At 27.5% G+C, this 12,081-nt stretch carries 14 protein-coding genes; 12 read left to right on the top strand and 2 right to left on the bottom strand.

The features are described from left to right. Positions 1–657 precede the first annotated feature (657 nt). From WJW32_RS06845 to WJW32_RS06835, 3 genes are all read left to right on the top strand, one after another. Positions 658–936, top strand: coding sequence for a hypothetical protein (locus WJW32_RS06845; RefSeq protein WP_340256747.1), 279 nt, complete (start codon positions 658–660; stop codon positions 934–936). Between the two features lie 140 nt (positions 937–1,076). Further along, entirely contained in the window at positions 1,077–1,373 is a 297-nt protein-coding gene (locus WJW32_RS06840; RefSeq protein WP_340256745.1) for a hypothetical protein, read from the top strand. 17 nt (positions 1,374–1,390) lie between these two features. After that, on the top strand, positions 1,391–1,669 hold the full coding sequence (locus tag WJW32_RS06835) for a hypothetical protein (protein ID WP_340256743.1): 279 nt from the start codon (positions 1,391–1,393) through the stop codon (positions 1,667–1,669). 517 nt (positions 1,670–2,186) lie between these two features. Here WJW32_RS06835 and WJW32_RS06830 read toward each other — a convergent pair. Next, positions 2,187–3,041, bottom strand: a complete 855-nt coding sequence (locus WJW32_RS06830; RefSeq protein WP_340256741.1) for an AraC family transcriptional regulator — start codon at positions 3,039–3,041, stop codon at positions 2,187–2,189. A 526-nt stretch (positions 3,042–3,567) separates the two neighbouring features. On the opposite strand from WJW32_RS06830, the gene WJW32_RS06825 reads away from it, so the two are divergent. From WJW32_RS06825 to WJW32_RS06790, 9 genes are all read left to right on the top strand, one after another. Continuing rightward, positions 3,568–4,431 (top strand): exonuclease domain-containing protein, encoded by an 864-nt coding sequence (locus WJW32_RS06825; RefSeq protein ID WP_340256739.1) that lies wholly within the window; start codon positions 3,568–3,570, stop codon positions 4,429–4,431. 838 nt (positions 4,432–5,269) lie between these two features. Continuing rightward, positions 5,270–5,728 carry a GNAT family N-acetyltransferase gene (locus WJW32_RS06820; RefSeq protein ID WP_340256738.1) on the top strand — a complete coding sequence of 153 codons (459 nt, stop codon included), beginning with the start codon at positions 5,270–5,272 and terminating at the stop codon, positions 5,726–5,728. A gap of 257 nt (positions 5,729–5,985) precedes the next feature. Further along, positions 5,986–7,101 carry a DUF4037 domain-containing protein gene (locus WJW32_RS06815; protein ID WP_340256736.1) on the top strand — a complete coding sequence of 372 codons (1,116 nt, stop codon included), beginning with the start codon at positions 5,986–5,988 and terminating at the stop codon, positions 7,099–7,101. Between the two features lie 612 nt (positions 7,102–7,713). Further along, on the top strand, positions 7,714–8,145 hold the full coding sequence (locus WJW32_RS06810) for a GNAT family N-acetyltransferase (protein ID WP_340256749.1): 432 nt from the start codon (positions 7,714–7,716) through the stop codon (positions 8,143–8,145). Between the two features lie 6 nt (positions 8,146–8,151). Then, the gene (locus WJW32_RS14920) at positions 8,152–8,358 is read left to right on the top strand and encodes a YoaP domain-containing protein (protein ID WP_445330218.1); all 207 of its coding nucleotides are present in this window, start codon (positions 8,152–8,154) and stop codon (positions 8,356–8,358) included. 133 nt (positions 8,359–8,491) lie between these two features. Then, complete coding sequence (locus WJW32_RS06805) at positions 8,492–9,037, top strand: hypothetical protein (protein WP_340256735.1); 546 nt, start codon at positions 8,492–8,494, stop codon at positions 9,035–9,037. A 669-nt stretch (positions 9,038–9,706) separates the two neighbouring features. Next, positions 9,707–10,063: a hypothetical protein gene (locus tag WJW32_RS06800; protein WP_340256733.1), complete on the top strand. Its 357-nt coding sequence runs from the start codon at positions 9,707–9,709 to the stop codon at positions 10,061–10,063. Between the two features lie 220 nt (positions 10,064–10,283). Continuing rightward, positions 10,284–10,742 carry a hypothetical protein gene (locus WJW32_RS06795; protein ID WP_340256732.1) on the top strand — a complete coding sequence of 153 codons (459 nt, stop codon included), beginning with the start codon at positions 10,284–10,286 and terminating at the stop codon, positions 10,740–10,742. A gap of 172 nt (positions 10,743–10,914) precedes the next feature. Continuing rightward, positions 10,915–11,295, top strand: coding sequence for a DUF3139 domain-containing protein (locus tag WJW32_RS06790; protein ID WP_340256730.1), 381 nt, complete (start codon positions 10,915–10,917; stop codon positions 11,293–11,295). A gap of 311 nt (positions 11,296–11,606) precedes the next feature. Here the strand turns inward: WJW32_RS06790 and WJW32_RS06785 are convergent, their stop codons facing one another. Beyond that, positions 11,607–12,029: an IS66 family transposase gene (locus WJW32_RS06785; RefSeq protein ID WP_445330219.1), complete on the bottom strand. Its 423-nt coding sequence runs from the start codon at positions 12,027–12,029 to the stop codon at positions 11,607–11,609. Positions 12,030–12,081 lie beyond the last annotated feature (52 nt).

The following is a 12,081-nucleotide window of genomic DNA, read 5'->3' as shown; positions in this document are numbered from 1 at the left end:
ATGGATAAAAAATCCCGAAATACTATTTCTTATACTCTCTATCTTAAAAAATTAAATATTGCAATATTCCTGTGACCTTTGCAACTCCTTAGCTTGATGGCTATGGGGCACACCCCAATAAGAATGCATTTTACATTAAAAATAATTACCTGTGTATTAGTATGAAAGAGGATGTTAAAACATTCTCTTTTTACATATAAAATTACATACAAAAATATAAAGGTTAAATACTAAGGATATGGATAAATTTATTGTAGCTATAGATGATAAGGTTAAAATACTTACAGTGGATGCATTGTTACATGGTTAAATAAAGGAGTCTTTTACAGACGAATTATATAGAACTGTGGAAATAACGAGGGATATCATTGTTTACAGAGCTTTTGGTAATACTACAAAAGCTAATGGTGGTTCTGTAATTAATAAGTAAGAGATAATGGATAAACTAGAATTACTACCTGAATAGTGAAATAAATTAGAATCTGTTGCAAAAATAAAAATACAAAAAGGAACGACACTAAATATCGAAAAAGTGGCTGAATAGGTATCTGAAATTGAAAAGTGTTTAAATATGGAGCAGATTAAAATTTTATTCCACAAAATTAGTCAAATGAGTGGATTATAAATAGTAGTCCTTTAAATTAGGAGGTGTGTAGAATGCAAATATCAGAATTTAAATGCTTATTGGAGAGAGCGCTAGCTCTTATGGAAAAAAAGTTATTGAAGTCTAATGAATCAATAATTAAGGTTTTCATCAATGAATACAATAGAGTATTAGGCATTATCAATTATGATAGCAAGGATATTTCAAATGGAGAGTTACGTAAAATGAAGATGTTCACACGAATGTATATGGAAACATCTTCTGACTACAAACAGGATTTTCTCTATGCTATGGGAGATGTTGAAAGTGCAATTAAAAAGCATTTTTCATAGAGTTTTTTTGATTTTATTTACATAAAGATATATTGCTCAGTGTCCAATAATTTCAATACCATGCTGTTATTTAGAATTATATTAAAATATGAAACTTAAATATTAAGCGGACGGGTTATCTTGATGATGTAGTAGACACAATGAATAAAAATAAATCTAAATACTTTAATGATAGAAATTATGATTGTTCAGAGATAGCGGAAGATTTATTTAATGTTTCTGGCGGAAAAGGGGAAATATTAGAGATAACTAGCAAAAATAGTTTTAAAGTAAAAGAGTATGATAAAATATTAGAATTTGATTATCATGAAGTATATAGTGATGGAGTTTATATTTATGACTCAAGATATAGTTATATTTCAATATTAAAAAATGACTATATTGATGCTATAAAGGAACTGAGTGGTAGAGGAATAAATATCAATAAAATTCAATAAGGAGAGAGGCGTATGTGATGAAAAATTTAAATGAAAATATAAAATCACTTAATAGTCATTTACCCCAATACGCTTTAAGGAGAAATTCTAGATATTATGAATATATTTGTTATATAAATAATATATACACTTTTTTTGTGTGCGGATTATATGAGGAAGTAAAATTGTTTATAGATAGAGCGTATAAATATCTTGAAAAAAATAAAAATACTATGGATTTAGATAATCAATATATACTAGAAAGCAAGAAATTATTGGAGTATATTAATGGGTATTTGGATATTAACAATTTGTAAAAAATGAAATTTTAGTTAAAAAATATATAGGTTTATTATTTTGTGATAGTGAACAGTGGAGAGAAGATTATACTTTGTATTGTTTTTTGTATGGTGGGGACTATCCAGTGTCGAACAATTCCAATAATCATAATAAGTAATATATAGCCTATGTAATCTATATACAATAAATGTTATATTTGTTAGAAAAGAGGATGAATTACGCTTGTACCAAAAATGGGGGACACTCCAAGAAGAATGCATTATATTTAAAATAACTATCTGCTTATTTATGAAGGAAACCTATAAAGTGGATTTATATTAATTGGTATATAATTTTCTTATTGATGTAGCTTAGCTGGTACTACCCCAGCTAAGACACATTTTTTTTAGATAAAAGTATAAAAATAGTAGCTCCAGTTCCAATTGGAAAGCTACTATTTTTATAATTAATTAATCAAGCTGTTTCTATTTTATTCAAAATATTATTAACTCCGATAATCTTGTGATTTTATATCCTTTGTTACTTTCATTCCTTTTACTTCTTAATAGGAATCCAAACCTCACATCTGTAATCGGGTGAGGACATATCTCCAGGAGGAAAAACTTCAAGATCTGGTGCGCACTCATGCTGATATCCTGTAGAAGGCATCCACTCTGTATATATCCTTCTAACAAGATCATGTAAAGCCTCAGGCACTGGTCCAACTGATTCAAATGCAGCCCAGGTTGCTGCCGGTATAGTTGCTGAAACATATCCTTTTGGAAGTTTGTCCTTTATTTCTTCAACTGCTATCATATAATTAAATTCATCTTTATATTTATCGAAATCCTTAGATATACCTAGAACTCCAAGCTTACCTACTCTTGAAGAAATCCAATCATATGAACTATCTTTCATGCAATCGTACCAGAATTTTGGCACTTGATTAAAATTTTCTTCATTTACCATAGATATTCTTGCTTGTTTGCCTACTACTTTAAAGCTTTCTTTATCAAAAATTTTATAATTCATATTTTTATCTCCTTTTATTGAAATATGAAAGGATAGTTTAGGATATGCCTTAAGATTTGCTCCTGGCTCGCGCGCTGCCGAAGGGCTTATTCCATGCATTTTTCTAAAAGCTTTTGTGAATGCTTCAGGCGTTTCATAACCATACTTATAAGCTACATTAATGATCTTTTCACCAGATATAATATCCTGTGTAGCGAGTGTAAGTCTTCTTCTGCGTATATATTCACCTATTGTAACACCGGTTATCATATGATACATACGCTGAAAGTGAAATGTAGATGATAATGCAATTTTTGCAACCTTCTCAATGTCAAGTTTTTTAGTTATGTTAGCCTCTATATATTCTATTGCATTATTCATTGCATTAAGCCAATTCATAAACTCATTCCTTTCTGTTTCTATATTAAATATTTTATACCTATTTGTCCTGTCTTTAAATGCTATCTGTTGACAGGTTTGAATTATTAAGTTTTTCAATAGAGCGAGAGTCCATGATAAAAATATTAAACTTATAAACTCTATATTTCCTATATTATACAATATATTTCCAAAGCAAGGTGTTCTAATTTAAGATATAGAATGATAAAACAAAGGGAAAAGACCATATATTTTTTATACATTAGAATCACAAATATGCAGTTATAATGAATTGAATTGTGAGCCTATTAAAGTATTAATATTCATACTAGAGAATAAACTAATTATCTTACAATTATCCATAGTAAATAGATCTAAAAAGTAGATTATTATTAATGTTTCACTAAAAGAAATCTAAAACATTTATTGGAATATAGAGAAAATTTATACATTGGATTATAATGGATATATAAACGTAAATATTAGGCAATTGCAGATATGTAAGGGTATCTAAAACATTTATTAAGATGAGTGGTAGGTGATAAAATTGAATTACATTGTTTTTGATTTAGAATGGAATAGTTTTAAAAACACAAAGGGGCAGGCTAGCTATTATAAGAAGTTTAACGAGAAAACAAAATTTTTTGATGAAATAATAGAAATTGGTGCAATGAAATTAAATGATAAATTAGAATATGTGGATAGTTTTAGAGTATATGTAAAACCAACTATTTATAAAAAATTGAATCCAAGAATAGCAGAACTTACTGGAATTGGTGATGAGGATTTGAAATATGGATTTGACTTTAAGAAAGCTCTAAAACATTTTAAGAAATGGATAGGAAAAGATTACATATTATGCTCTTGGTGTGATAGTGACATTAAAGTATTAAAAAGAAATATAGAGTATTATAATCCGAATTATAAAGTAGAATCGCTTTTACTTCCATATATTGATATCCAAAGATATTGTTGCGAAATTTTAGGGTATGATAGACGAGTGAGTTTGCATGATATAATAAATACAGAAAACATAGTTGGATCAACAGATAAATTTCATCAAGCATTAGATGATGCTAAATTAACAGTAGATGTTTTTAGAGAAATATTTGATAAATACAAAATAGAAAATTACATAATTAATGAGATAGATTCTCTCTATGATTCAGTAGCTTTAAATATTACAATTGATATGCTAGATAGAACTAGATTAAGAGCTAGATGTGCAAGTTGCGGTAAATATAGTAAAAGATTAAAATTAGGTTTTGATAATAAAAAAAGAAGAGTAAGTATTTTGAGTTATTGCAGTAGCTGTGAGATATATACGAAGCAAAGAATAAAGATAAAGAGAAACTTATTAGGTGATTTGGTTTATGTTTCGAAAAAGAAAATAGTTGAATTATCAGGTTAGCAAAGTAGGAGGAAGGCAATGGTATAAGATGAAGAAGCAATTCGAGATAGAAAAAATGGACAAGTTATGCTTGTACCACTAATGGGGCACACCCCAACAAGAATGCTTTTTACACTTTTAAAATAATTACCTGCTAATTAAAAGGAAGGTGACTTGTAGTCACCTTCCTTTTAATTATATTTAATAAAGTATATGAATATGTTTAAATGTGTAGAACATGAATAAGAAAATATTCAGAAGTAATAATTTATTATGGATTAGCAAAGAGCATCACAGAATATTCATTATTGAACAGTATTAGGCTTTTCGCGTATGTTGTAACCCTTCTTAGGTCAAATTCATCTACAAACTCTTGAATAATGTCTTTCAGTGCTGATATACCTAGGTGTTTGAATATCTTTGATGTATCTCCAGATTCAAGAATCACTGTTATTCCATTTTCTTTTGGCGTGTACTCAAAACATAGTGATTTGTATTCGTTCAGCATCCATTTGAAATCATTGTCTACTTTATTGAGCAGATCCTTATCTAGTGTTGAAAGTTGATTTAGTTATTCTATGTTGCTTATTGATTGAATTATTCTCATTTTGACTCCTCCTCGTATACTTGGAACTATTGCAGTTACTTTGTTTGTAATAATTATTGAATAAGTATAAGATCTATTTGAAAATTCAGTTGATTCAGTTTTGAAATAAGTTTGAAATTTAGCAATTGCAAATCATTTTATTTCAAAAATAAACAACTAATGTTATAATTTAGTAATCACTTATTGAAAATAGTGAACTAAAGATTATTTATGTAATCTTCAGTTAAATGGAATTTTGCAAGGAGGTTCAAAATGAATATTGAGTTTAAGAAAATTGATAGAACAAATTATAATGAGTGTATAGAACTTAGTTTAAATGAAGAACAAAAAAAATTTGTCGCTCCCAATATGTTTTCTTTAGTACAAGCGGCATATGAGCCTGATTTATACCCATTAGGTATTTATAATGACAATAAAATGGTTGGTTTTATTTTATATGATTTTGATGTTGAACTCAATGGATGGTCAATGAGTAGATTTATGGTTGATGTGAAATATCAAAATCAAGGAATTGGGAAAATGGCTTTACAAAAGTTTGTAGAATTCTTTATTAATAAATATGGTCATATACAACTTTATACAAGTGCCAGCATTGATAATCAGGTTGTTATTGCTTTGTATGAAAAATTAGGTTTTGAAAAAAAAGAAGTGTTTGAATATGAGGCAGGCGGAACAATTTACAGAGAGGTCAGAATGATTGTTCAACTCTAATAGTTTATTTCTATTTTTTACTAATATTATATATAGAATATATGTATAGATTAAGATATATATAACTGTTAACGTCAGTTGTAAAATATTATATAAAATTATTAGGAGTGAACAATAGATATGTAATGGGTTGAGATCTAAAACTAACGCATGTTAATAAAAATATATACAATTAATGAGTCATGAAATGAGATTATGAGTTAGATTTATTAATAATATAGCTATATAAAATTAAGGTTTAGGAGAAAAAGGGTTAAATGAAAGGATTAGAGCTTAACAGAAAGTTTGCAATGGATGTTGTAATAAATTTAATTAATGAGTATTTTCCTTTTTTAGCAGATAAATACGCTATAGGATTAATTGGTTATGGATCAGATGTTCTTGGTTATGATGATGAAATATCGAGGGATCATGAATGGGGGCCAAGATGTCAGGTGTGGCTATCTGAAGATCATTATAAAAAGTATGGCAAAGAAATAGATAAAATGTTAAGTGTAAAACTGCCATTAAAATTCTTGGGATATTATACGAGGTATAAAGTAGATAATGATATACCTGTTCTTGTTCCATCTGAAGCTATTGAAGGGTCAATGCATCATGTTGCTCTAACTACAGTTTGGAGATATCTGAAGATTCAGTATGAAATAGAAAGTGAGAAACCTACATACATTGACTGGTTATGCTTACCAGAACAAAAGCTTTTAGAGTTAACAAGGGGTAAAATTTTTTATGATCCAATAGGAGATATATCCCTAATACGAGAAAAATTTAATTATTTACCTGAAGAGGTATGGTGCTTCAAACTAATGTATACTTGGATGAACATTGATCATTTGGAAATAGTAGGGTTATGTGGTAAGCGTGGCGATATATTATCAGCAAAATTAGCTTTACATAAGATAGTAGATTGTATTATAAGATTAACCTTCTTATTAAACAGAAAATATTGTCCAGGGACACCAAAATGGATTTCTAAAGAGTTTTATAACCTACCAAGATTAGCAACTGAAATTGGGGAAAAAATAGAGAGTTGTTTGATGACTAACGATATAGAATGTATAGTGAATACATTAGAAGAGGTATTTCTTCTTTTTTTAAGGGAACATAATAGGTTACAAATTACAAGTAAAATCCAGTTTGATCAGGTTAAGTTATCAAGAGGGATAACAAGTTTTTCACTAAGAACGGTGGTCGATGCTTTAAATAAAAAACTACCAGCAGAGTTACAGAATCTTGAAATGCAGGGGGCGTGTGATCAATGGATAACAAATTCTAATATACTTATTTGGTCTGAGCAATACGCAAAATTTAAAGAGATTTATAAATGTTCTAGTAATAAAAGAAGAGATAATATTGGAGATATGATTATTTAGAGTGTAGAAATTGTTAGTAAAGTTACAGTACTTAAGTAAATGAAAACTTAAAATAATATCTTGAAGTATAAAGCAAAATGTAAGATATTATTGATACATTTAATGGATATTATATTAAATAATATAGAAGGACGAAGTGATAAATAAAATGTAAAAATGGACAAGTAATGCTTGTACAATTAATGGGCACACACCAACAAGAATACTTTTTACATTTCAAAATAACTATCTGCTTATTGAGGAAGGAGACTTAAAGTCACCTTCTTTTTTATATTTTAAGTTGTTTATAAAATTATATAAGAACATTGCATTGTTTTAGAATATAAAAGAAATTAAACTTTGATTTAAACTCATCTTTACATATTACTGCAATATATGGAAAATGTTATATAATAAATGATAAGGTCATTATTAAATATAATGTGTAAATTATAGAGAATGACATGATCAAAATAAATTATAAATTTGAAGTTATTATTAGAAAGGGGATAAAAAATGGATTTTATAACGTTGACAAAGGATAATATAGGAAGTGAGCATATTTGCTGTGCTTTTTCTGATAAAAAGAGTGTAGAAGGATATAAAGTAAAGAAGGAGTGGCTTAAAAAATAAATTGAAAATGGATATGTATTTATAAAATTAAATGAAAGAGCTAAAGTATTTATTGAATATGCGCCTTCGGAAATAGCTTATCTGCCTATTAATGCTCCTAATTATATGGTAATAAACTGTTTTTGGGTATCTGGTAAATATAAAGGCCATGGATACGGGAAAAGGCTATTAGAAAAATGTATTGAAGATAGCAAGGAAAAAGGAAAAGATGGAATCGTTATTTTATGTAGTGATAAAAAAAGACCGTATATGGCCGATAAAAAATTCTTTTTAAAACATGGATTTAAAAAAGCAGATATTGCAAAACCATATTTTGAGCTTTTGTATTTGAAATTAAGTAATAAAGATATACTCCCACAATTTTTAGAAACCACTAAAAATGGTATAGGTGAAAACAATGATGGATTTAAAGTCTACTATTCTAATCAATGACCCTATGTGAACTATTATATTGATTTACAATCTAAAATTGCAAAGGAACAAGGGTATATATATGAAAAAGTGCTTATAGATAATAAAGACAAAGCTATTAAAAATTCATCGCCATTTACCATATATTCATTATTTTATAAGGGCAAATTCATAACGCAAGAACTTACTTCGGAAAAGAAATTTCGAAAAATCATAGACGAATTAAGTGATTAATATAAACTCAATTATTTTATTGATAATAATGTTTTTTATATTGAATATAATTTAGAAAAAGAATTTTGAACTTTACGACATCTTGTAAAAAGCACTAATTAAAAATGATTTATTTTGAAAGAAGTGATTTAAAATGAGGAAAAAATATTTAATCATTAAATTAATTGTTTTAATTTTTTGTATTATTAGCATTAATAGTTATATTACTCACTATAATAATTCAAACATTAAGAATTACCTTAATACTGGCACTATAATCGATGAATATGCAAAAGATTTTATGCCTAATCTTGATGATTTGCCCAAATATAAGAATATTTCATACAAATATACTGATAATTCATGGTATATATTTGAATCTTATTCAGTTGTTCTTGTTGTAGAGTATGACGATAAAACATATGAAAGTGAAAAAAATAAATTATCGGAAAAATATATTTTTTTACCAAAGAATACTGATAGAATGATACCTGAACCTGAGTTTTCAATAAATAGTTACAATTTTAAGGTCGTAGGTGAAAATGGAAAAGGAAATACAATGTTTGGAAGAACTTTTGGTATGATTGGAACATCTGAAAAGAAGAAAAGTATAGCATATTTATATTTTTGCGATTTAGATATAGATGTTTCTTATCCTTTAACTACTCTTGTTAAGGAATATTTTAAATATGATTTTTAACCTTGCATTTTTTATAGTATCTAAATTAAATTATCAACATTATTTTAAAACATAGCCATTTATTAAAAAAATCATATATGAGAAAAAATGGTACAAGTCATGCTTGTACCACTAATGGGGCACACCCCAACAAGAATGCATTTTACATTAAAAAATAACTATCTGCTTATTTAGGAAGGAGACTTACAGTCACCTTCTTTATATATTTCAATATACTCATATATTTTAATATATAGATCATTAATAATAAAATTAGTAGAAATACAAATATTTTTTATGAGCAAAGTAGTAATAATTAGAGCTGCTGTTTTTATTCCATATATCTGCAAAATTACATATAAATGAAAAAGTGTGATTTATATTATGGTAAAATATAGATATATATTTATTTTTAATATATTACATAATCTCTATGATCCAAAGCTTGGATTATTAATTAATGTAGCAAAAACTAAATGTTTAGATGTTGAAGAACAGAAATTTATTTTTAATGGAATCAAATAATTATTAAGACAACAGAGAAATAAGGTTTTACAATTAAGTGAAATTAAAGGGAGAAAAAGTTTAGGTTTGGATAATATTGTGGAATAACTTTGAAGGGGAAAAAAATATATAATTGATAGATAAGGATATATAAATAAATAGAATGTTATGTGAGGAAGATAGATTATGGTTTCGATTTTTGAATTAGTAGAAGAAATTAAAAATGATAAGATTAAAAATAAAAATTTAATTGTTTGTCTAGAGGCTAACAATTTAAGAGTTGTAGCTATGGCCATGTTCAAAATAATAGAGAGAAATTATTGTAATAAGAGAATTGTTGATAGATTAGCCCAACTCGGTAAGCTTTTAAAGAACAATAAGTTTATTGGACCGTGGCAGTTTGGACATGCAGCTATAGCCACATTATCATTTTTAGACAATAAAGATGCAAAAACTATGTTCAATGAACTTTTTGAGAGTTTAAATGAAACAGATAAATTTTTAGTAGAGAATTTTATTAAATCGGAACCATATAAAGAATAAACAGTTCTTGTGGGATTGTACTGAAAAAATAATTCAAGGGATAGATAATAGTGACTAGTGAATAGAAAAATAGCAGACTGTCATAATCTAGTGGTAACAGGAAATGAAACTGTTGCTACTATTAGTATTTAGATACAGTTTTTTATCTAAGGGGACGTGTGAAACTGCTACGGAAGTAAGGGAAGCTAAATCATTAGTTGGTAAAGGAGAGATGTGAAATATGAAAGAATTTGAGGAATATTTTAGTGAAACTCAAGCAGATATGATATCAATATGCTTAGAATATGTTAAGAATAGAGCCGAAAAAGTATATGTATATGCTTCGTGTGAAGGAGATGTCATTTCTAGTAGCTTTTTTTACAAAATAAATAATATGTATGTAAAAAAGCATAATTTGAATGATGCTATTGATGGAGGTGAAGAAAGATATGATGTATCCACTGAACGTCAATTTGCAGTATTAGATATTATTAATGAAGATATCGAAAATATTAAAAAATTGTGTATAGAATATGATAGAGATATGCCAACAGAGTTTAAACTGATTTATGATGTACAAAAAAATGGTTTGAAAGCAGAATATAAGTATGGTTTAGTTTACTCTAACGATCCAGTCAAAACTGCTAATCACATTGGGTTGGAGTGGTTTGAAGAAATTAAGTCAAAAAATAATAGCTAAGTTATTTATCAGAGGGAAGTATATGTTACTATAGAGCCTAATACTAGCATTCGTGTTCTATACTGAAAAGTAGACTGATAGTATTTACAATTACTTCATTGTATCGTACAACCTCTTTTTCATTTATAAGAATTACTCTTTTGTGGTAAAACTTTTAAAGGAGAGTGAGTGGATGTCAAAAAAAAGGATTTTTATATCAATTATTTGTGCATTGATAGTGGGTTTGTGGATTATTTATAATCCAGTACAGAAACATTTTGCAGAACAAGAAATGTATAAATATATGAAAAAACAAGGAATAAAAAAAGATAACATTGAAAGCAAAAGAATTACAATGGGGCTTCTTAATACTGATTATTACATAACTGTTAAATTGAAGGATGATCCTAATTTTCAATATGAATATTTATATCAACCAAGAGGAGGCTTGTTTAATCCTAAACACTGCTATTTTAGATTGTCGGTATATTCTGATAAAACTAATGGTGAATATAGTGTGGGAAATAAAAATATTCCTAAGTATTTGCCGCTTGGAGATGATTTGATAGATTAAAAAAATATTGTTACAGTACTTTTTATTTTTAGGTATTTAATAGAATATATGTATGCGTCAAAGATTTACCGTCTTGAAATAGAAAATCTAGTATAACTAACTAGAAAAATTAGTATACTGGATTTTTAAAATTTATTTCTTATTTTTGATTTGCAATTCCTCGGGTAAAGTATCTGACCAAGGCATTAGTGCTAGTAAGTTCGCTTTCGTTCTTTCTATATCTTCCAATTTCGATATCGCATTCATTAAATATAATAGATATTTTTCTGACACTAAATCATTGGCTTTCGCCGTTTCTATAATTGAATATATCAAGGTACTAGATNATTGTTATCTATCTCCAAAGATCCATCTTCTAATACAGTTTCCATTTTAGGTAATAACTTTTTGCTGTATTCTAGGGCTTTGCCCAAAGGGCTCTTTGGTAATGCGTCTTTTATTTCTCTATCTACATATTCTTTAAATTCTTCTAGTAGTGGTTTTAATTTTTCAAGCCTTGTATCATAGCGTAGCTTGTAATAATTGTCAGCTTCGCTGTACTTTTCTCTTATAGATTTTTCAAGTTTATATATTTTCTCACAGAAATTAAACCCTATTACTCCACGAGATTTTTTTAGGGCTTCTTCATTTAGGTTTACTATTATTTCATAATATTTTCTTCGTATATGAGCTAGGCAGTAAAGTCTTTTTATATTTTCTACTTTGTTATACCCATCATAACCATCAGTTTGCAGATATCCAGAAAAATCCTTTAAGAATTTCTTAGGACATGAACTCGATCTAGTA

Source organism: Tepidibacter sp. Z1-5 (assembly GCF_037844525.1).
Classification (GTDB): Bacteria; Bacillota; Clostridia; order Peptostreptococcales; family Peptostreptococcaceae; genus Tepidibacter_A.
Note: the sequence above shows the minus strand (reverse complement) of the source record. Positions and strands in the feature narration are given on the sequence as shown.

Bases quoted from the DNA above. Each gene is read 5' to 3' on its own strand.
- WJW32_RS06830 (WP_340256741.1), bottom strand. From the start codon at position 3,041: ATGAATTGGCTTAATGCAATGAATAATGCAATAGAATATATAGAGGCT.
- WJW32_RS06805 (WP_340256735.1), top strand. From the start codon at position 8,492: ATGAGGAAAAAATATTTAATCATTAAATTAATTGTTTTAATTTTTTGT.
- WJW32_RS06845 (WP_340256747.1), top strand. From the start codon at position 658: ATGCAAATATCAGAATTTAAATGCTTATTGGAGAGAGCGCTAGCTCTT.
- WJW32_RS06840 (WP_340256745.1), top strand. From the start codon at position 1,077: ATGAATAAAAATAAATCTAAATACTTTAATGATAGAAATTATGATTGT.
- WJW32_RS06800 (WP_340256733.1), top strand. From the start codon at position 9,707: ATGGTTTCGATTTTTGAATTAGTAGAAGAAATTAAAAATGATAAGATT.
- WJW32_RS06795 (WP_340256732.1), top strand. From the start codon at position 10,284: ATGAAAGAATTTGAGGAATATTTTAGTGAAACTCAAGCAGATATGATA.
- WJW32_RS06790 (WP_340256730.1), top strand. From the start codon at position 10,915: ATGTCAAAAAAAAGGATTTTTATATCAATTATTTGTGCATTGATAGTG.
- WJW32_RS06815 (WP_340256736.1), top strand. From the start codon at position 5,986: ATGAAAGGATTAGAGCTTAACAGAAAGTTTGCAATGGATGTTGTAATA.
- WJW32_RS06820 (WP_340256738.1), top strand. From the start codon at position 5,270: ATGAATATTGAGTTTAAGAAAATTGATAGAACAAATTATAATGAGTGT.
- WJW32_RS06835 (WP_340256743.1), top strand. From the start codon at position 1,391: ATGAAAAATTTAAATGAAAATATAAAATCACTTAATAGTCATTTACCC.